The sequence below is a fragment of the Enterococcus sp. 5H genome (assembly GCF_028128615.1).
GTDB lineage: Bacteria > Bacillota > Bacilli > Lactobacillales > Enterococcaceae > Enterococcus_L.
This window is the reverse complement of sequence record NZ_AMDP01000019.1, coordinates 246,923-267,299: the sequence shown is the minus strand read 5'-3', so window position 1 is coordinate 267,299 and position 20,377 is coordinate 246,923. Positions and strand designations below refer to the sequence as shown.

At 35.7% G+C, this 20,377-nt stretch carries 17 protein-coding genes and 2 other annotated features (1 of these 19 only partly in view); of the genes, 4 read left to right on the top strand and 13 right to left on the bottom strand.

Translation table 11 applies throughout. The features are described 5' to 3' along the window. Positions 1 to 68 (bottom strand) — a binding site (T-box leader) (it extends 162 nt beyond the left edge of the window). A 70-nt stretch (positions 69 to 138) separates the two neighbouring features. The 6 genes from pepT to C240_RS07235 form a co-directional block, all read right to left on the bottom strand. Then, on the bottom strand, positions 139 to 1,374 hold the full coding sequence (pepT, locus tag C240_RS07260) for a peptidase T (protein ID WP_271493242.1): 1,236 nt from the start codon (positions 1,372 to 1,374) through the stop codon (positions 139 to 141). Between the two features lie 75 nt (positions 1,375 to 1,449). Then, positions 1,450 to 3,096, bottom strand: a complete 1,647-nt coding sequence (locus tag C240_RS07255; RefSeq protein ID WP_271493240.1) for a peptide ABC transporter substrate-binding protein — start codon at positions 3,094 to 3,096, stop codon at positions 1,450 to 1,452. A gap of 263 nt (positions 3,097 to 3,359) precedes the next feature. Then, positions 3,360 to 3,592 (bottom strand) — a binding site (T-box leader). Between the two features lie 109 nt (positions 3,593 to 3,701). After that, entirely contained in the window at positions 3,702 to 4,664 is a 963-nt protein-coding gene (locus C240_RS07250) for a siderophore ABC transporter substrate-binding protein (protein ID WP_271493238.1), read from the bottom strand. A gap of 91 nt (positions 4,665 to 4,755) precedes the next feature. Beyond that, positions 4,756 to 5,514: an iron ABC transporter ATP-binding protein gene (locus tag C240_RS07245; RefSeq protein ID WP_271493236.1), complete on the bottom strand. Its 759-nt coding sequence runs from the start codon at positions 5,512 to 5,514 to the stop codon at positions 4,756 to 4,758. Then, positions 5,511 to 6,479 (bottom strand): iron chelate uptake ABC transporter family permease subunit, encoded by a 969-nt coding sequence (locus C240_RS07240; protein WP_271493234.1) that lies wholly within the window; start codon positions 6,477 to 6,479, stop codon positions 5,511 to 5,513. Before C240_RS07240 ends, C240_RS07245 begins: the two co-directional genes overlap by 4 nt. Next, complete coding sequence (locus C240_RS07235) at positions 6,476 to 7,423, bottom strand: ABC transporter permease (protein ID WP_271493232.1); 948 nt, start codon at positions 7,421 to 7,423, stop codon at positions 6,476 to 6,478. Before C240_RS07235 ends, C240_RS07240 begins: the two co-directional genes overlap by 4 nt. Positions 7,424 to 7,649: 226 nt before the next feature. On the opposite strand from C240_RS07235, the gene C240_RS07230 reads away from it, so the two are divergent. Together C240_RS07230 and C240_RS07225 are read left to right on the top strand one after the other, a co-directional pair. Further along, on the top strand, positions 7,650 to 8,099 hold the full coding sequence (locus C240_RS07230) for a YueI family protein (RefSeq protein WP_271493229.1): 450 nt from the start codon (positions 7,650 to 7,652) through the stop codon (positions 8,097 to 8,099). A 15-nt stretch (positions 8,100 to 8,114) separates the two neighbouring features. After that, a complete protein-coding gene (locus C240_RS07225) occupies positions 8,115 to 8,522 on the top strand; it encodes a hypothetical protein (RefSeq protein ID WP_271493227.1) in 408 nt (135 codons plus the stop codon). A gap of 75 nt (positions 8,523 to 8,597) precedes the next feature. On the opposite strand, the gene gshAB is transcribed toward C240_RS07225, so the two are convergent. Beyond that, positions 8,598 to 10,868: a bifunctional glutamate--cysteine ligase GshA/glutathione synthetase GshB gene (gshAB, locus tag C240_RS07220; protein ID WP_271493225.1), complete on the bottom strand. Its 2,271-nt coding sequence runs from the start codon at positions 10,866 to 10,868 to the stop codon at positions 8,598 to 8,600. Positions 10,869 to 11,087: 219 nt separating this feature from the next. On the opposite strand from gshAB, the gene C240_RS07215 reads away from it, so the two are divergent. Both C240_RS07215 and C240_RS07210 read left to right on the top strand, forming a co-directional pair. Then, positions 11,088 to 11,582: a cysteine hydrolase family protein gene (locus C240_RS07215; RefSeq protein WP_271493223.1), complete on the top strand. Its 495-nt coding sequence runs from the start codon at positions 11,088 to 11,090 to the stop codon at positions 11,580 to 11,582. 184 nt (positions 11,583 to 11,766) lie between these two features. Then, a complete protein-coding gene (locus C240_RS07210; RefSeq protein ID WP_442896580.1) occupies positions 11,767 to 12,645 on the top strand; it encodes a YitT family protein in 879 nt (292 codons plus the stop codon). A gap of 172 nt (positions 12,646 to 12,817) precedes the next feature. Here C240_RS07210 and C240_RS16365 read toward each other — a convergent pair whose 3' ends face one another. From C240_RS16365 to ndk, 6 genes are all read right to left on the bottom strand, one after another. Next, positions 12,818 to 12,904, bottom strand: a complete 87-nt coding sequence (locus C240_RS16365; RefSeq protein ID WP_442896583.1) for a type I toxin-antitoxin system Fst family toxin — start codon at positions 12,902 to 12,904, stop codon at positions 12,818 to 12,820. Between the two features lie 145 nt (positions 12,905 to 13,049). Beyond that, positions 13,050 to 14,285, bottom strand: a complete 1,236-nt coding sequence (gene ftsY / locus C240_RS07205; protein WP_442896582.1) for a signal recognition particle-docking protein FtsY — start codon at positions 14,283 to 14,285, stop codon at positions 13,050 to 13,052. 33 nt (positions 14,286 to 14,318) lie between these two features. Next, positions 14,319 to 15,146 carry a Cof-type HAD-IIB family hydrolase gene (locus C240_RS07200; RefSeq protein ID WP_271493219.1) on the bottom strand — a complete coding sequence of 276 codons (828 nt, stop codon included), beginning with the start codon at positions 15,144 to 15,146 and terminating at the stop codon, positions 14,319 to 14,321. An 18-nt stretch (positions 15,147 to 15,164) separates the two neighbouring features. Next, the gene (smc, locus tag C240_RS07195) at positions 15,165 to 18,743 is read right to left on the bottom strand and encodes a chromosome segregation protein SMC (RefSeq protein WP_271493216.1); all 3,579 of its coding nucleotides are present in this window, start codon (positions 18,741 to 18,743) and stop codon (positions 15,165 to 15,167) included. 23 nt (positions 18,744 to 18,766) lie between these two features. Further along, entirely contained in the window at positions 18,767 to 19,459 is a 693-nt protein-coding gene (rnc, locus tag C240_RS07190; protein ID WP_271493215.1) for a ribonuclease III, read from the bottom strand. A 264-nt stretch (positions 19,460 to 19,723) separates the two neighbouring features. Then, positions 19,724 to 20,122 carry a nucleoside-diphosphate kinase gene (gene ndk / locus C240_RS07185; protein ID WP_271493213.1) on the bottom strand — a complete coding sequence of 133 codons (399 nt, stop codon included), beginning with the start codon at positions 20,120 to 20,122 and terminating at the stop codon, positions 19,724 to 19,726. Positions 20,123 to 20,377: the final 255 nt, after the last annotated feature.

Sequence of the window (20,377 nt, the reverse complement as noted above, 5' to 3'; positions counted from 1 at the left end):
TGATTCACACCACCATCAGCTCTCTGAAAAGTTACTGTGTTGTTACTCCTCTTTCTCAAAGCTTTATTATTGAAGATAATACTATTAGAAAATCTTAATCTTGTCAACTACTTTTTACTAAAAAAATAAAACTCGCTTTTATTTTCCTGATTTAATAGCCGTTTCTTTAATAATTTCTACAATCGTTTTTGCCGCTGTTTCCATCGACTCTAATGTAATAAATTCATACTGTCCATGAAAATTTTCACCACCAGTAAATAAATTAGGCGTCGGAATTCCCATAAATGAAATCTTAGAGCCGTCTGTTCCGCCACGAAATGGTTGAATATCTGGCTTAATACCTAAATTTTCCATTGCCTTTATTGCCAGCTCAACGGATGTCATATCTTTTTCGATAATTTCTTTCATGTTATAGTATTGGTCAGTGAATTCAATTGAAAGTCTTGGCTTATCCAACGAATTATTGATTTCTTCTACGTGTCTTTTAAGCCGTGATTTTCTAGCTAAAAATTGTTCCTTATCGTGATCCCGAATAATGTACGTAAGTTCTGCAAAATCTAAACTTCCATTGAATTTTGTTAGTAAATAGAAACCTTCATAGCCACGTGTTTTTTCTGGAACTTCATCTTTAGGTAAACGAGCATCCAGCAATTCTCCAAGCTTAATCGCGTTGACCATCATGCCGTAAGCTGTCCCTGGATGAACGCTCGTTCCTTCAATTTTGATTACTGCTTGAGCAGCATTAAATGTTTCATATTCAAAACAACCTACCCGACCGCTATCTATTGTATAGGCGAATTTTGCAGGAAAATTGGCAGCATCAAATTGATCTGCACCACGTCCAATTTCTTCATCTGGTCCAAAGGCTAACAAAATTTTTCCATGTTCAATTTCCGGATGTGCCATTAAATATTCAATAGCAGCAATAATTTCCACAATTCCAGCTTTATCATCAGCACCTAAAAGTGTTGTGCCGTCTGTTGTTATAAGTGTTTGTCCAATATAGCCTTTCAAATTAGGAAATTCGGCTATTTCCATGATAATTTTCAATTCTTCATTCAGTAAAACGTCTTGCCCATCATAATTTTCAAAAACTTTTGGTTGGATATTTTCTGCATGATAATCGGCAGTATCCAAATGGGCAATAAATCCGATTGTTGGGATTTCTTTAGTGGTATTTGCTGGTAGGGCTGCTGTTAAAAATCCATTTTTTTGATTATATTGAATTTCTGAAAGTCCTAGTTCAACTAATTCTTGTTCAATTAATTTGGCTAGATCTACTTGTCCTAATGTTGTTGGTGTTGTTTGACTCGCTGCATCTGATCGTGTGTTTACTTTAACGTAACGTAAAAATCGTTCTAGTAATTGACTCATTTGCTCACTCCTAAATTTAGAATTAAAAAAAGTGAATGTTTTTCAGCACATTCACTTTTCTTGTTTAACAACTCTCTATTCTGCTAAATATGCATTTCTCAGATTAAAGTAATCTCCATATAAATGATAGCTGATTCCTTTAATAGATGGATTAATCAAATAGTTTGAAGCACTTTGATATAACGGAACTTGAGCTGCATCTTGTGATAATAAAATCTCTTCTGCTTCTTTGTAATTTTCAAATTGCTTGTCCGGCGTATTAGCATTAACTGTACGTGCATCAGTGATTAAAGCATCATAATCAGCGTTTTCATATGAACCATAATTGTATGCAGAATCGCCAGCATATAAATTAAAGTAAGAATCTAAATCACTACTGCCTGCGATCCAACCTGATAGTGACAATTCATAATCCTTATCTTTACGCGTTTGTAAAACGTTGTTTCTTGGTTGAGCATTGATTGTAATTTCTAAGCCATTTAGGTTTTCTTGCAACTGACTTTGAACATATTCTGAGATTTTTTTACCGTTATCATCGTCAGAAACTAATAATGATAGTTTGATTTTATCTCCTAAATCTGCCTGAGCTTTTTTCCATTCTTCTTGAGCTTTTTTCACATCATAAACAGATTGGTCACCACTGAATTCTCTGAAATCTTCAGAAGTATCCGGATTTTTATAAAGGTTTCTTGGAATCAAACCATTCAAAGGTTTTGAACCATCATTTAAAACACTTTTCGTTAAAGCATCTTTATCGATTGCTTGGCTGATTGCTTTACGCAAATGAGTGTTAGCCAACGGTGTTCCTGCTTTTTTATTGAAATCCAGATAATAGTTTGCCACATCAGAATAAGTAATATAGCCCGGATCGTCACTGTATTGCTGCACGTATTGACCACTAATTCGTGTTAAATCTAAATCACCAGATTGATATAAATTAATCCCAGTATTCTCTTCTTTAATTGTATTTACCTTAACTTCCTCAAGCTTTACTTCATCTGCATCATAATATTCAGGGTTTTGCTTTAATGTCCATGTATCAGAAGAAGCATCCCAGTCTGTTAAAATAAATGGTCCACTGTAAATCAGATGATCGCTGTCTGTAGCATAATCTTTCCCTTGTTCTTCAACAAATGCCTGATTTTGCGGCGCTAACCAACCTATAGAAACAACAGTTAAAAATGACGGTTGGGCTTGTTCCAACTCAACTACAAATTCTTTGTCACTTGGTGCTGAAAGTCCGATTTCATCGACTGGTTTTTCACCATTACGGATCGCTTTACTATTTTTTACGTTATCTAACAAGTACGCATTTGGTCCAATTGTTTCAGGCGTTACAAGTTTTTTCCAAGAATAAAGAAAGTCTTGGGCTGTAATTGGTTCACCGTTGCTCCATTCGATATCATCTTTCAAGGTAAATTTATAAGTCAAACCATCTTCGCTGATATCAACATTTTCTGCTAATCCAGGGATCGGAGTGCTGTCGTCATCAAAGCGGTATAAGCCTTCAAAAAGGTGTTGAACAATCGTAAACGTATTTTTGTCCATCGTTTGTGTCGTATCCAAAGTTGAGAGTGGTGCTGGTGAACTGATTTCAATTTTCTGACTAGCTGCAATTGTTCCCGCCTCAGTTTTAGTAGCTTCTTTTTTGTCATTTTCCCCGCACGCTGTAAGTACTAATCCCGTTAGTATTGCGCTTACAATTAATAATTTTTTCTTCATTGTATTTCTCCCTCCAATATTTTCATACATTAACTACTCCTACCATGTTTTTGTGAAATTTTGTTGCTTAGAAAGTTTGCTTTTTAGCTGTGGATAGTATTTTTTTTGAGTGTAAAAAGTGGTAACTTCGCTCGCCAAGTACTGTTCATCATCTACTCTGGCGTAGCCAATCGTAGTCCTTCAATTCTTTGAGCTTTAGCTCTTAGAGATTGATGAGATCGTAACGAAGTGAAGTGATTCACAGCAAAAAGCCCCCGTCCTATAAAAAGGACGAGAGCTATAAACTTTCGCGGTACCACCTTCAATTGACTTAAATAAGTCCACTCTGTCAGTACAAACATACTGAGGCGCTATAACAGGCGCACCTGAATTGATTTCAACGTATTCAATCAATTTGCTCAAAGGCCATTTTCATTTCCATATTCACTATCTCTTTCCACCAGCCGAGACTCTCTAAAAGTTATCTGAAAAATACTTTCCTTATCTTCACATTTAATTTTAATAGATAATGTATTACAAGGATTGTAGCATATAAAAATAATCGACGTCAATAGGAGATAAATTAAAAACAAGAGGAACATTTTTATCCCTCTTGTTCTAATACTTTAATTAAATGCTTTTTTCACATCTTCGATCATCAAATGAGTAGATTCTAACCCACCACCGCTTAAATACCACACGTCTGGTTGTAAAGAAATAACTTTACCGTTTTTCCCAGCATTTGTTTGTTTCACTAATTCATTGTCCGCAACATTATCATTTGTATCGTCTCCACCGATGGCTTTAGTACGATCTACTACAAATAAAATATCAGGATTTTTTTCTAGCACATATTCATATGAAACACTTTGCCCATGAGTTGAAGCTTCGATAGCATCATCTGCTTGTTTAAAACCAAAAGTATCATGAACGATGCCGAAACGAGAACCTGTACCGTAAGCTGAAAGTTGGCCTTCATTTACTAAAGTAACTAGCGCAGTTTGATTGCTTGCTTCTGCTTGTTCTTTAACATCAGCAATTTCTTTTTCTAAATCAGCGATCTTTTTATCCGCTTCATCTTTTTTATCAAAAATTTCAGCTAATGTTTCGATATTGTGTTTTGTTGAGTTCCATGTATCTTTGGCATCTACTGATAGATAAACAGTTGGAGCTATTTTGCTTAATTTTTCTTGGAAATCTTGTTGACGACCAGAGATAATGATTAGTTCTGGTTGTAGTTCATTAATTTTCTCTAAATCTGGTTCTTTAATTCCACCAGCTGATTCTACATCTTTGTAACTTGATAAATACTCCGGTAAATTTTTTGTTGCTGCGCCAACAATTGTATCACCAGCACCTAATGCATCAATTGTATCTAATGAGCCGTTATCGAAAACAACAACTTTTTTAGGATTTTTCGGAACTTCAATTGAACCATTTGAATCCGTTACTGTAATTGTTGTTGCTTCTGCTGAACTTGATTCTTTAGCCGCTGAACCGTCTGTTACTCCATTATTATTTCCACATGCCCCTAAAGTTAATAAAGCAAGCATTGATACCGTAGCAATAGCTAAAAATTTCTTTTTCATTTTTGTCCTCCGATTAATTATTATTTTTTAATGTTTATTCAACATTTAGATTCCTAATTTTCATGAAAATTAAGTACGTTTTTTCACTGTTCTAATTAAAATACATACAAAAACGTTTGCCCTCAATTTCACAAATTCGGATGTTCATATCGTAAAGTTCGTTTAATACTTCTGATTGAATAATTTCATCCGTTGTACCATTTGTAAACAATCGTCCATCTTTCATTGCGACAATTTCATCCGCATAACTTGCGGCAAAATTAATATCATGTAAAACAATTACTACGGTTTTGCCAAACTCATCTACTAAACGTCGTAATGTTTGCATCATTTGAACTGCGAAATTCATATCCAGATTATTCAATGGTTCATCCAGTAAAATATAATCCGTATCTTGCGCTAAGACCATAGCAATGTAGACACGCTGCAATTGTCCACCTGATAATGTATCAATCAATTCATCAGCCAAATCCAACAAGCCTAAGTTTTTCATGGCCTCTTCGACTTTTTCATGATCTTCTTTTTTCAAGCGACCTTTACTATAAGGAAAACGACCGAAATTGACTAATTCTCTTACCGTAATTTTTAAATTAATCCCGTTTGTTTGCTTTAAAATTGATAATTTTTTTGATAGCTCACTTTGTTTCCAGGTTTTCACTTCATTGTGGTCTAAATAAATTTCTCCTGTATCTTTAGGAATTAAACGGCTCATCATTGAAAGCAGCGTACTTTTCCCTGCACCGTTTGGTCCAATAAAAGCTGTAAGTTTTTGCTCAGTAATCGGTAATTGAACTTCTGAAACCACAATTTTTTCACCATATCTTTTTGAGACATTTTTTATTTCAATCATACGTGCTGCTTCCTTTCGCTAATGATTTTTCCAACAAAATATAGTCCACCGCCAAATTCAATCACAATACTTAAAGTCGTATTCAACTGGAAGACTTGTTCAACGAGAAATTGCCCTAAAACTAATAAAAGAATAGATAACAAACTCCCGCCTACAAATAATTCTCGATGCTTATATGTTCCCATCAACTGATAACTCATGTTTGCTACAATAAAACCTAAAAAAGTCACTGGACCCACTAAGGCTGTCGACAACCCAATCAACCCACTAATCACCGTTAATAAAACAAATTGAAATCTAGGAACATTAATGCCTAAACTCGTTGCCTGATCGCTACCTAAATGCAACACATCCAGCGCATGACTTTTCACCCACAAGAATCCTGCTAACAAACTAATCAAAGTGCCTGCAATCAATAAATACTGGCTATTGACATTGCCAAAACTGGCAAATAATTTTCCTTGCAGCAGATCATATTCATTCGGGTCCATCACCACTTGCAAAAACGTGCTAATACTATTGAAAAAAGTTCCTAAAATAATACCGATCATTAATAATAAAAATAAATCATTGTTCCCTCTTTTCAATAGAAACCTTGATAAAACAATACTCACCGCAACCATTAATAAAACATTTAATAAAAAAGTTCCGATCGTTTCATTACCCAACAATTGCTGCCCACCTAAAAAGAAAAACAATAATGTCTGGATAAATACATATAACGAATCCAGTCCTAATATATTAGGCGTTAAAAAATGATTCTGGGTCATCGTCTGAAAGCTAATGGTCGAAAATGTCGCAGCAATTCCGACAAAAACAAATGCTAGTAATTTCCGACCACGAAGGTCTAATGCAAATGCCCAGTTTCCATAGGTTTTATAGGTTAAGTACAACACGCATACCGCAATAACAGCGATTGAGAGCATGATAATTTTAAACGCAAATGAGTGGAAGAATTTTTTCATACTGTTTTCCTCCTCATCAATAATGCGATAAAAATAAAACTGCCGAGCACACCTACGACAACGCTAACTGGAACTTCGTACGGCGCAATTACAACTCGCGCTAATACATCACAAGCCAGTAAAAAAATACTTCCTCCAACTGCAGTAATTGCTAACGTATTTTTCATATGATCGCCATAACGCATTGACACCAGATTAGGTACAATTACACCTAAAAATGGAATGTTTCCTACCATAATCAAAACGACTGCACTGGATAATGCCACAATGCCTAAACCAAACAACTGAATCCGTTGATAATTTAAGCCTAAATTTGTCGCCATATCTTCCCCCATCCCAACGACGGTAAAGCGATATGCAAACAGATACGTCACAATTAATAACGGAATCGTCAGATACAGCAACTCATAATTGCCTTTCATCACTGTAGAAAAATTTCCCTGCAGCCATGAAGACATATTTTGTACTAATTGAAACTGATACGCGAAAAATGTCGCTATTGAACCAATGATGTTACCAAACATAACCCCGATTAACGGAATCATCACTTGGTTTTTCGCTGGTAAAAATCGTGTTAAGTAAATAAACACCAAGGTGCCCCCAAAGGCAAACAAAAACGCAACAAAAGACCGAAATAATAATGGTGCACTTGGAAAGAAAATCATCACTACTAAAATTCCTAGACGTGCACTATCCATTGTCCCGGCGGTACTTGGTGACACAAATTTATTCTGTGTTAAATGCTGCATAATTAACCCTGAAATACTAATCGTACTTCCTGCAATCACCAAACTAATTGTCCGCGGTACCCTTGTCGTTAATAATACTAATTGCTGCTGTGAATCCCATTGAAATAATTGAGTCAGAGAGATATCTTTCACTCCAACAAAAATCGATGACACAATCAAAAGGAGTAAGAGAACAAATAGGCCTATTTTTTTCATACACTCGCTCCGTTTTTTCTACTTCCTAGAATAAAAACAGCCTCTCTAATTGAGAATGATTTTCATTCTTAGTTATTAGTTTATGCGAAAGCTGTAAGAAAAGCAATACCTTTTTAGAACTTAGCTTTCACGAGATTCTTATAAAATCAGCCTTTTCAGGTGAATTAGCCTAGTTCTATGCTATAATTTAAAGTAAGAAAAATAATGGAAGCAGGTTAGATAATTAATGGCACAAGATGACTTACAGAAACATTTAGACAATGCAATGTATGGCACCCCGTTGCTTAAACCCGAAGAACAACGTAAATATATGGGTACTTTTCGAGAACGTTGTTACCTAACAATGACAATTACCCAAATGAACTCTTCTGAAAATAAAACCAGCTTTTTAACTGAGCTGAAACAACACCCAGACGCTACCGTTCTATTGAACGGTTCTATGGATATTGCCTTACAATCTAGTTATATAAAGCTAATTAATGAAAATAATACGAATTTTACTGTGGTTAACGATTTTGTCACTAATTCACCGGATGCTTTGGGTCTAATTTTAACAGCTAAAGAAGCAGTCAATGAATCGGTGATTGATATTGAGGAAAAATATGCGAAAAAAGAAGAGGAGCCTGCTACTGTAGAAACGCCGAAAAAAAGTTTTTGGCATAAATTATTTCACTAAATAGGAGGAAAAAAGATGGTAGATCAACAGTTGTTAAAACAAGATTTGGCTAATGCACTAAACACTCACATTAAATTACTGCGGGAAGTAGAATTAATAGAAGCAGATCATATGGATGCTTTTACGTTTATGATGCGCAGCTTTGGTTTTATGCTGGATCGTGCGCCAAAGGTCATGCTTGAAAATGATGAAGAAGATCTAAAATACATGATGTTCCAATACTATAGTTTATTAAATGAACTTAAGTATAATCTAATTTTAAATTTCCCTTACGCTCGTTTGCAAGGAAGAACCATGAGCGAAGTAGCAGATGATTTCCCAACAACCTATGAACGTGAAATGAAGCAATGGTGGGAAGAAAAAACTGGTTTAGAAGTAGAAGAAACCAAACAAACCATTGCTATTAAAGCTTTAGAATACTAACCTAAGAAAAAAGATACTGGATTACTGCTAAACACAGTAAGACACAGTATCTTTTTAATTTATCTAACATCAAACTTATTCAAATAACTCTGGATACAACATCTTCAAGACATCCATTGTTAGATGACGTCCTTGACCAGAATGTGGATAAGCATGCATATGCATGGCAGGATTGAAATTCGCTTCGATGATACCATATGTCTGGCTATTTTTTGTTCCTATTACTGATTTATCAGGAATAATTAAATCAATCCCGCAAATTTTGGCTCCTAATGCCTGAACAGCTTCAACGGCAATTGTTTTATAACTTTCATCAAAATGATCGGTTACATCAATGGAATCTCCGCCAGTACTGATATTAGAATTTTCACGTAAGTAAACAATTTGGTCCTTTGCCGGCACCGATGTAGTCAGTAAATTTTGCTCTTTTAACATCAGACGTTCAAGATCACCAAGTTGGATCACTTCTAAAGGAGAACGATGATGTGTCCCTCTTAATGGATTAAGATTTTTTTCAGCTACTAAAGCTTCGATTGAACGCACTCCGTCACCAACAACATTGGCTGGTATACGTAATAAAATTGCTCGTACTTGGTCATCCAAAACAAAGAAACGATATTCTGTTCCCGGTAAAAACTCTTCAATCAAAACAGCTGAATCTTCTTTGAAAGCGATCTTCAACGCTTCCGTATAATCTGCTAAAGAAGCCCCTTCTTTGAAAATCGTAATCCCTACACCGTAATTCGTTGTTTTAGGTTTGACTACAAAGGCTTGCTCTGAATATTTTACGTAGGCTTGTTCCGCCTGTTCCATTGATGTAAATTCGTCACCGCCCGGCACTGTAAAACCAGCTTCTGCTAGAACTTTTTTAGTTACTGTTTTATTTTCCATTATTAAAGGAACTATATAACTGTCTTTACTAGTCATATTAGCATTTTTAACATATTCGACGTGATTTTTGTGTTTTAGTTTTAAGAACTGTTCTTTTTCATCCAGAATCTCAACTTCAACACCTTTTTGAATTGCATCAAATAAAAGCAGCTGTGTGGATAATTCCATATTTCTAAAACCAGCTAATTGATAGGGACGTTCAAACGCCATTCCTTGATATTCTTTACCAAAGATAATACCTAGTTCATGGTTTGAGTTGCTTTCGATAATTGTCCACATTTTCCCAGCTACTGTTAGATCTGGTGTTCTTAGCTGACTGCGGTGAATTTCTACAATTTTTTGTGCTCTAAACAAACCTAGCGCTTCAATCATTTCATCCATTTCAGCAAAAATCCGATCACCTTCTGCAATCATTTTCACTTGAGCATATGGGTGTCCTAAGGCAACTTGTTCATTTAAAAATTCTCCTGTTGCTACCCAGTCATTTGGTGCTTCTTTTTCATCTGTCCATAATAAAAATAGCATAAATAAATGAATAAATTCTAATGAATCTTCATCAACACCTAACGGAGCAAACGGATTTAGATCCAGATTTCGCAATTCAATGTAGCGAATCCCAGTTTTAGGCAAATCTGACATTTGTTTACCGCCACGCATTCGAACAGCTGAATAAAATTCTTTTTCCTCTGATAAAATGCCATTTTCAACCATGCGGTGAATATCATCAATATACTGTTGTAATGACTCATAAGAAACTTTGACTTCTTCATTATTTTTATAGCCAAAAGAACTGTTACGAATACTTCTGACTGGCTCTTTTGGACGATCTTCATGCTCAGTAAAGTAACCCATCTCGCTAACTGGAGAAGCACCAAATAGGTACGTAATTAACCAACGGTAACGTAAATAGTTACGCGCTACTTTCATATAAAGGATATTTTTAAATTCTTCAATTGTTTGATACTCTGCTTGTGCTGCAAAAAGTTGTTGCACCAATTCAATCGAAAATTCAAAATTAAAATGAATTCCGCTGACCATTTGCTTGCGTTTACCATATTCTTTTGCTAAATAACGACGATAAAGAACACCTTCAAATTGCTCTAGCTTAGCAATTTTAATATCTTCATCTCTTAGTGGTAATTTTGGCGGCATACTTAAGGGCCAAAGCATTTCTTGTTTATTCATTGAACGTTGAGCCACATCGTGAATAGCAGCCAAATAGCGCATCATTTCATTGATTGAATTTGCCACAGGAGTAATTAACTCCATTTGTGTTTCACTAAAATCTGTTTGAATATATGGATGGTACGAGCGATTCCCTAAAACTTCCGGATGATCTGTCGTAGCCAATTGTCCATTAAATGTGGTGCGCTGACTTTCTTTTTCTAAACCAAAGCGTGCCGTCATTGTATACGGACGAACATTTTTTTGTTGGAGTAAACTTCTAAATTTCATACTGTCGCCTTTCTTCCCGTTATTATTCCATTACCAACCATTATATAGAAAAAGTAAGGTAAAAAGAATATTTCGGCTTACATTTTTCCAAAAATTGAAAGAATCTTTCTTAATTTCGTAAAAAAACTATTTTTTGCACTTATCTATGATGTTTATCTTCACTTCCGTCAGTTCCTCTACTATTGTATACTAAAACAAAAAAGATAGAGAGGTTCAAAAATGAAAAATAAAGCCTTAATTATAATCGATCTTCAAAAAGGATTAAATAGCTTTGGGACCGGATTATTCCAGTTACCAGAAGTTTTAAACGGCGTTAATCAACGAATTATCGAGTATCGAAAACATGATTCACCAATTATCTTTATTCAGCATGAAGACGAGGATCTAGTTTTTAATACTGATAACTGGCAGCTATTTGATGAACTAGATGATCGTGACACTGATTTTTATATTGGTAAAACACATGCAAATGCCTTTTATCAAACCTCATTAAAAGAACTGTTGGACAAACTTTCTATAACAGATCTCGAATTTTGTGGAGCTCAAACAGAATATTGCGTTGATACTACTATTCGGATGGCTCATGGATTAGGCTATACTTGTTCAATGAAAAGCGGTTTAAGTACAACTTTAAGTAATGATTTACTTGGTGCGAAAACGATTATCTCACATCACGAAAATTTATGGGATCAACGCTTTTTAACATTCATTTAACTAAACACATGTTATCCTATCGTTCCTTCTAATTTTACCACAGCCATTGCTTAAAAAATTAAAAATATCTCATGATATTGTTTAGAAATTCATGATAGTATAACTAAGGGATCATTTTCTGTGATTATTTACAGTTGTACAATGAACGTCTCAGTTATTCTTTGAAATGGAGGAAGTTATAAAAATGAAATTTTCGAAAAGACAAATTCAAGACACACTCTATGTAACGATTGGTTCTTTTATTTTAGCAGTATCGATCAATTCTATTTTACTGCCGAACAAAATTGTTGCTGGAGGGGCTAATGGTATTAGTGTTGTAATTAACTATTTATTTGGAATTAATCCTGCTATTGTATTATATGCCATTAATTTACCTCTATTAGTCCTATGTTTTGCTTTATTAGGTAAAGAAGTCGGAATCAAAACGATTTACGGCAGTTTAATTTATCCATTTTTTGTTGGAATTACAACACATTTACCTGTACTGACACATAATATTTTTCTTGCAACTTTATTCGGCGGAATTCTGACTGGGATTGGATTAGGATTAGAGTTTAGAGGAAACGCCTCAACTGGCGGAACAGCAATTATTTCACAAATCGTTAATAAATATTTTAAAATTTCTTTAGGTGTCTCAATTTTATTTGTAGATGGACTGGTAATTTTATCGGCCTTGTATGTTTTTAATACAGACACCGTTTTATTCTCATTGATTTGTTTATATATTATTGGTCGTGTGGTAGATATGGTTCAAGTCGGTTTTGTCCGTTCGAAAAATGTACTTATTATCTCACCAAAATATGCCGAAATCAAAGAGAAAATATTAATCGGACTGGATAAAGGAATTACAATGATTCCAATTGAAGGTGGCTACCAACAAAACAAAAGCATGTTAATGATGACGGTCATTAGCGAAAAAGATTTTGTTAAGATTAAAGAAAGTGTTCTAGCAATTGATGAACAAGCATTTATCGTTTCAATGAACGCTAGTGAAGTTTTCGGGCGCGGCTTTAGTTTGAAGAAAATCGCAGAAGAATACGGAATCGAAGCTGGGAATTTGTAACTGAAAATAGAACAAATAGAATACTTACCACAAAAATTAAAATTGTTATTGAAATATTTTTTACATCAAGGTATAATTGATCTATAAACTGTTAACATTAACGACACACGAAACCCCTAGAGAGGGCTAGTCTCTAGGGGTTTTTCGTTGGCTAATGTCGCCATGCTTCAACTTACTTCTTATTTTTGGTATTTAGCCAATACTCAAATAAAGCGACCAGAATTCCTACCGCAAGTGAAGAAACAAATACTGCTAACATTAACGACACCTCCTTCCAGTCGTAAAACTGTAAATAGGCGACAAATTAACATACGCAATAGTTGTTCACTTTTATTTCAATTCTATAAAAAAACAACCTTTCAAATCCCTACTTAAAAGTAGTTATCTAAAAAGTTGTTTACTTTTTAATCTTCTTCTTTCAACAAGCCTTTAAACAAACCAATCGCAAAATCATTCGCATCGAACGGTTCTAAATCGTCGATTCCTTCACCAAGTCCAACTAATTTTACTGGTAAATGCAATTCATTACGGATCGCTAAGACAATTCCGCCTTTCGCTGTGCCATCTAGTTTTGTTAAGACTAAACCAGTTACATCTGTTGTTTCTTTAAATTGTTTGGCTTGTGACATTGCGTTTTGTCCGGTGGTTGCATCTACTACAAGTAAAACTTCGTGCGGTGCATCAGGTAGTTCACGTTGAATCACACGTTTGATTTTTTCTAGTTCGTTCATTAGGTTTACTTTATTTTGTAAACGACCTGCGGTATCAACAAGTAAAATATCCGCATTTTCAGCTTTAGCACGTTCAACAGCATCAAATACAACGGCCGCCGGATCACCACCAGCATTCCCACGAACAACTTCTACACCAGCGCGTTCGCCCCAAACGACTAATTGATCGATTGCGCCAGCTCTAAAGGTATCAGCTGCAGCTAACAAGACTTTTTTGCCATCTTGTTTAAATTCATGAGCTAGCTTTCCAATGCTAGTTGTTTTACCAACACCATTCACTCCCACAAACAACATCACAGTCAATCCGTCTGTCTGAATATTTAAGGCATTATTTTCTTCAACACCTTCAGCTTCATATAAATCAACCATTTTTTCAATGATCGTATTTTGAATCGCTGCTGGTTTCTTTACATTACGTAATTTTACTTCTTGACGTAATGATTCGGTGATTTTAATAGATGTATCAAAGCCAACATCAGCTCCAATTAAGGTTTCTTCTAGTTCTTCAAAGAAGTCTTCATCAACTGAGCGGAAATTAGCAAATAATTCATTTAAACGTTGACCAAATGTTTTACGTGTTTTTTCCAAACCTTTTTCATATTTTTCTTGGATGATGATTTCTTCTTGTTGTTCTTCAATAATTTCAGGATCAACAAGTTCTTCTGCTTGTATAGCTGAATTAACAACAATTAGTGGATCAATTTCAGCTTCTGCTTCAATTTCAACTGGTTCTGCTTCTGATATTGCTGGTAGGTCCTCATCTTCTGTTGTTTCAATTTGAGTTTCAGCTTCTACAGGTTCTGTTTCAGTTTGGTGCGACTCTTGTTGCTCAGCATCGGCTGGTTCAGTTGATTCATCAAGTAATTCATCCGTTTCAGTTTCAACTGGTTTCGTTTCTTTTTCGTTCATAAAAGCTTTTTTTATTTTATCGAAAAACCCCATTTAATTTCCTCCTCTCAATGGTTCTAAAACAAATTTTTCAACGGCATGTGCAACACCGTCATTATCATTTGTATCGGTAATAACATCAGCTAAAGCTTTCACACTGGCTACCGCATTTTCCATAGCAACACCGAGCCCAGCATATTCAATCATCGGTAAATCATTTTCTTCGTCGCCGATTGTCATAATTTCTTCTTGTTTGATCTCTAAATCTCTGGCTAATAAGGAAATTCCGTAAGCTTTCGTAATTCCTTTTGGCATAAACTCCAGTAAGTTACTTCTCGTTTTGATGATTTCATAACGATCATAAAACGTCGTTGGAATTTTTGAGATTTGCTCATCTAAATAATCCTCATCAATCGCTACCACCGCTTTGTTGTAAATTCTATCCGCTGTTAAATGTTGTAATTCAGCAGCTTCAAAAGTCAATAAATTGTTTAATTGACTATAAAGTGAACGATTTTCTAGTGAAGTCGGCAACTGTAAAACTAGTCCATCCGATAAGATATCAAGCGGCACATTTAATTCAGCAGCCAATTGATACAAATCATGAACAGCGTCTAAAGGCATTAATGCTTTTTCAATGATTTCACCTGTATCATTTTTTTGGACTAAACCGCCATTAAACGTAATACTGTAATCTCCATTATCACGTAAGCCCAATGTTTCTAAATAGACTTCGATTGCCGCTAATGGTCGGCCTGTACACAAAACAATTTTAACCCCTGCTGCTTTGGCTTGAGCTAAAACGTCTTTATTTTTTTGTGAAATTTCTTTATGACTATTTAATAATGTGCCATCTAAATCAATGGCGACTAATTTAATCAAGCCGATTCCTCTTTTCTATTATCCTCCAGCAGCAATTGCACCGCCTTCTTTGACATCTTCTAAACGAACAGAAACGATTTTCGATACGCCCGATTCCTGCATGGTCACTCCATATAAAACATCAGCGGCTTCCATCGTCCCTTTACGGTGTGTTACCACGATAAACTGTGTTTCGTCTTCAAATTCACTTAAATAGTGACCGAAACGGGAAACATTAGCATCGTCTAACGCTGCTTCAACTTCATCCAGCACACAGAATGGCACTGGTCGTACGCGAATGATTGAAAACAGTAAGGCTATCGCTGTTAAGGCACGTTCGCCACCAGAAAGTAAACTTAAATTTTGTAGTTTTTTACCTGGCGGTTGAGCTTCGATTTCCACACCTGTATTCAGCAAGTCTTCAGGATTTGTTAAAATCAATTCTGCTCGACCACCGCCAAACATGTTTGGAAAGACGACTTTAAATTGCGCCCGAATTGCTTCAAAGACTTCACTGAAACGAGCTTTTACTTCTTCATCCATTTCGCCCATTGTTTCAAAAAGCTGGTCTTTGGCATCCAATAAATCATCACGTTGAGAAACTAAAAATTCATGACGTTCGTTCACTTGCTCATATTGTTCGATCGCATTAAGATTGACTGGACCTAAGCGCTCAATTTCACGTTTTAGACGTTTGACTTCTACTTTGGCCTGTTCTTTATCCATAGTTAATTGATAGTCTTCATTTGCCCGTTCGAAAGTTAAACTGTATTCCTCTTGTAAATATTGCAGAGAATTATCTAGTTTGATTTCTGCACGATTTTTTTCCACTTCGATTTGTGTTTGTTCTGTAAGCAGATGTTGCTGCTGTTTGTTTTCTTCTGCTAAACCAGTATCAATCTGATCGACTTGCTCTTGCAATTGTTGACGAGCTGTTTTGGCTTCTTGAATACTTGTTTGCAGCTGCTCTTTTTTATCAGATAATTGTTCCAGTTGTACAGCAAGACTTTCTTCTGTCACTTGGTGATCTGTTGAATTGTCATTTAATTGTTGTAATTGCTGGCGTAGCGCTGTTTCTCTGGCTAAAAATTCATCCAGCTGCGTTTGTTTTTCAGCGACTTGACCTGTTAAATGAGCCAATTGCTCTGCTGCAACTGCTTGATCTGCCTGAATTTGATTATACCGCTCAAAAGCTTCTGCTCTTAAGGTTTCCATTTGACTCGCTTCTTGATCGACTTGTTTCATCTCTTGATCTAAACGGTCTTTTGTTTGGTTTAATTCTTGTTGTTGTGCGGTTAATTCTTCTTTGCGCGTTTGATATTCTGTTAAAAATTGATGCAATTCACGTGCTTCGAATTCAAACAGGCGCTGCTCTTTGGTTAAACGAGTAATTGTTTCTTCTTGGTTGGTTTGTTTATTTTGTAATTCCAATTGTTTCAAGCGGCTCGTTTCGCCAGTTGAACGTAATTGTTCTAATTTTTCGTTTAAGAGTTTCACTTCATCCGTTAGCTGCTGAACTTCTTTTTCAGTAACGGTTAATTGTTTTTCCACTCGTTCCATTTGCTCGGTTAACGTTTGTAGTTCTTGGGTTTGTGAAAATAAGCTTCCTTGGTTACCACGTTTATTTGCTCCACCAGTCATTGAACCACCTGAGTTCATTACATCGCCGTCTAAAGAAACAACACGGTACTGATAGTTTACTACTTTCGCTAGTTGATTGGCGCTTTCTAGACTTTCGGCTAACAATGTCACACCTAAAAGATTTTGAATCACATTGCTGACTTCATTAGGAAATTGTACCAATTCACTGGCAATTCCCAAAAATCCTGATACGTTATTGACACGTTCACGGACAGCAGTAGACACAGTTCTTGGTTTTATCGTAGTCACTGGTAAAAATGTTGCTCGACCACTGTGTTGTTGTTTTAAGAACGTAATCCCAGCACGTCCATCTTTTTCTGATTCGACAACCACATGTTGTGCGGCTCCGCCTAATGCTGTTTCGATGGCGACTGTATATTCTTTCGGTACCTCAATTAATTCAGCCACAGCTCCAACAATTCCGGTTAATTGGTCTTTATGTTTTAAAACAGATCGAACACCTTGATAAAAACCAGAATAATTTTCTTGGATTTCCTGCAAGCTTTTTTGACGTGCTTTAGCTTGCTGAACTTGATTCATCGCTTGGTACATTTGTTTTTGTTTCGTTGCTAATTGTTCTTGTCTTTGATCTAATTGGTGTTTTAGCTTAGTATATTCTTCTCTTTGATCCATTAGCGATTGCTCTGACTCAGCTAAGTTGACTTCAATTTGTTCTTTTTCTTGCAAAGCTTCTGTCATTTGCTTTTCTAATGCTTCATGCTTTTGGATCGATTGTTGATTTTTCGCAGTTTCTTGTTGATATTGACGTTCTAAATACTTCAGATCATTGGTCGTGTTTGCTTGCTCTTGCATTACTTCCACGTACTGGCTACGCAACTCTTCTAATAATTCTTTGGAAGATTTACTGTATTTTTCAACTTCTTTTTCTGACGCTTGAATTGCTTCTACTAACTCTTCACGCTGAGTTTTTTTCTCTGCAACTTTTGTTTGTAATTCTTGAACTTCTTCACGATAACGAGTGATTTTTTCCGCATTTTCTTCTAAAGACTGCTGATATTCACTAGTTGTTTGCATCGTGTGTTTTGAGCGTTCGATTAGAACGTCTTTTTGTCCTTCGGTCTGTTTCAAAGCTTCTGTGATTTGTAATAGTTGTTGCTGTTGGGTTTCAATTTGCTCATCTAATTTGTTTCGTTTTCCACGTAATTGGAATAATTCATCTTCTGAATCACGAATTTTTTTGCTTGCAATTTGCAGGCGTTCTTCGATTTTGGTTAGCTCGGCTGCTTTGATTTCCCAGATTTCTTTTGCTGCTTCGATTTCAGTCACTGTTAAGCTAACATCGATTTCCGTCAAGGTTTCTTTAAGTCTCAAAAACTCCTTAGCCGCTTCGCTTTGTGCAGCTAGAGGAGTCAGTTGATCTTCTAATTCATAGATAATATCTTGCACACGACTTAAGTTATCTTCTGTTTCAAATAGTTTTTGCTCTGCTTTTTTCTTACGTTGCTTGTATTTCAATACGCCCGCTGCTTCTTCAAAAATCCCACGACGGTCTTCTGGCTTACTATTGAAAATTGCTTCAACTTTCCCTTGAGAAATAATTGAAAAAGATTCTTTCCCTAAACCGGAATCCATAAATAAATCATGAATATCTTTCAAACGGCAGGCCTGTTTATTAATGTAAAAGTCACTTTCACCTGTTCTGCGGTAACGTCTGGTTACACTGATTTCAGTAAAGTCCAAAGGTAAAAAGTGATCGCTATTGTCTAGTACAACCGTCACTTCTGCTATATTCAGCGCCTTACGACCTTCTGATCCAGCAAAAATAATATCCGGCATTTTTCCACCACGAAGACTTTTCGCAGATTGTTCGCCTAAAACCCAGCGAATCGCTTCTGTAATGTTACTTTTTCCACTACCATTAGGTCCGACAACGGCAGTTACACCATTTTCAAACTCTATCACGGTTCGATCCGCAAAGGATTTAAATCCTGCGATCTCAATTCGTTTTAAATACACGAATAAAACGGCTCCTTCCAAACTTACTCAGGATCTTTTTTCAGCGCTTTTTCGGCGGCATCCTGTTCAGCTAGCTTCTTAGATTTCCCTTGACCTTCCCCAATCATTTTTTCATCCACATAGACTTCAACTGAGAATATGCGATCATGGGCAGGTCCTTCTTCATTAACCAAGCGATACTCAATTGTGACATCCCCTTGGCGCTGTAAAACTTCTTGTAAATGTGTTTTGTGATCCATCTCATGTGAAAAAGCACCGGCATCGATTTTTGGAAAAATGACCTCTGCAATAAATTTCTTAGCAGCAGGTGCCTTTTGATCTAAGTATAACGCACCTAAAAATGCTTCAAATAAATCACAAAGCAGGGCAGGTCGCTGGCGTCCGCCAGAATTTTCTTCTCCTTTGCCTAGGAGAATATATTGGTCAAAATGACATTCTTTCGCAAATTTGGATAAACTATCTTCCCGTACAATTGCTGCCCGCATTTTTGTTAACTTGCCTTCCGGTAAGTCTGGGAATTGCTCGTATAAGTATTGTGATACTAATAATTCCAATACAGCATCGCCTAGAAATTCTAGTCGTTCATTGTCGGATAGTTTTAAATATCGATGCTCATTCACATAGGATGAATGCGTAAAAGCCTGTTCTAATAGGTTGACATCATGGAAAACAATGCCGTAACGTTCTTTTAATTCGGTAGTTAACTGATTGTCCATTTTCTACATTCCTTTAAGTTTATTTACAGCCTTCTCTATTATACTTTTTTTTGTGGAATTTTTAAATGGTTAGGGGGGAATTCCCTTGAAATACGTGCTGTATTTAACATATTTGAATGGTTTTTTCATTATTTAGGCTATTAGTATGAGATATTTTATCATCTACCATTAAAATCCCTAATTTTCTTATAGTAAAATAAAAAAACGTGTAGATTCAGCTTTTCTAAAAAAACAAAATCTTCACACGTTGTTTATTATTTAAGTTTAGTTGAAAAATCGTCTAATTTCTATTGTAGCAGCCTCTGGTGAGTCTGATGCATGAACTATATTTTGATAGCTGCTGCCGCCATAGTCGCCACGAATCGTACCAGGTTCAGCTTCTAAACAATTAGTTATGCCAATCATCTTTCGGACAGTTTTAATCACATCATTACCTTCTAGAATAATATACACTACTTCAGATGAGGTCATATAAGTCATCATATCTTCAAAAAAATCGTATTTTTTTATATGAGCATAATGTTCTTCAGCCAATTCTCTAGACATGGTAGCAACTTTTAATTGGCTAAGTTTTAACTGTTTTCTTTCAAAACGCTGAAGAATTTCTCCGACTAATTTACGTTTAACACCATCTGGTTTAATAATAATTAGTGTTTGTTCCATATTGTCACTCTCCCTATTTTATCTGATTCATTTACTTTAGCAGCGAAAATGAAAACGTTTAACAAGAGATTATCATGCCTAGATAATCGTGTCTAGTATACAACAAACAAAAAAAGTTTTCGGTTTGTGGCTTTTGATCATTCAAGCAGACGATCATCAAAATAAACACTGGGACTAGGACATAACTATCTAAATTATATCTACGTCAGCGAAAATCAGAATAAACTGTGTGAACAAGTCGGACACTCCATTTCA

What these genes read in the sequence shown, in the direction of transcription:
- C240_RS07215 (WP_271493223.1), top strand. Translation starts at nt 11,088, where the DNA reads ATGAAAAATAAAGCCTTAATTATAATCGATCTTCAAAAAGGATTAAAT.
- C240_RS07255 (WP_271493240.1), bottom strand. Translation starts at nt 3,096, where the DNA reads ATGAAGAAAAAATTATTAATTGTAAGCGCAATACTAACGGGATTAGTA.
- ftsY (WP_442896582.1), bottom strand. Translation starts at nt 14,285, where the DNA reads ATGAACGAAAAAGAAACGAAACCAGTTGAAACTGAAACGGATGAATTA.
- C240_RS07245 (WP_271493236.1), bottom strand. Translation starts at nt 5,514, where the DNA reads ATGATTGAAATAAAAAATGTCTCAAAAAGATATGGTGAAAAAATTGTG.
- gshAB (WP_271493225.1), bottom strand. Translation starts at nt 10,868, where the DNA reads ATGAAATTTAGAAGTTTACTCCAACAAAAAAATGTTCGTCCGTATACA.
- C240_RS07210 (WP_442896580.1), top strand. Translation starts at nt 11,767, where the DNA reads ATGAAATTTTCGAAAAGACAAATTCAAGACACACTCTATGTAACGATT.
- ndk (WP_271493213.1), bottom strand. Translation starts at nt 20,122, where the DNA reads ATGGAACAAACACTAATTATTATTAAACCAGATGGTGTTAAACGTAAA.
- rnc (WP_271493215.1), bottom strand. Translation starts at nt 19,459, where the DNA reads ATGGACAATCAGTTAACTACCGAATTAAAAGAACGTTACGGCATTGTT.
- C240_RS07250 (WP_271493238.1), bottom strand. Translation starts at nt 4,664, where the DNA reads ATGAAAAAGAAATTTTTAGCTATTGCTACGGTATCAATGCTTGCTTTA.
- C240_RS16365 (WP_442896583.1), bottom strand. Translation starts at nt 12,904, where the DNA reads ATGTTAGCAGTATTTGTTTCTTCACTTGCGGTAGGAATTCTGGTCGCT.
- C240_RS07225 (WP_271493227.1), top strand. Translation starts at nt 8,115, where the DNA reads ATGGTAGATCAACAGTTGTTAAAACAAGATTTGGCTAATGCACTAAAC.
- C240_RS07235 (WP_271493232.1), bottom strand. Translation starts at nt 7,423, where the DNA reads ATGAAAAAAATAGGCCTATTTGTTCTCTTACTCCTTTTGATTGTGTCA.
- pepT (WP_271493242.1), bottom strand. Translation starts at nt 1,374, where the DNA reads ATGAGTCAATTACTAGAACGATTTTTACGTTACGTTAAAGTAAACACA.
- C240_RS07230 (WP_271493229.1), top strand. Translation starts at nt 7,650, where the DNA reads ATGGCACAAGATGACTTACAGAAACATTTAGACAATGCAATGTATGGC.
- C240_RS07240 (WP_271493234.1), bottom strand. Translation starts at nt 6,479, where the DNA reads ATGAAAAAATTCTTCCACTCATTTGCGTTTAAAATTATCATGCTCTCA.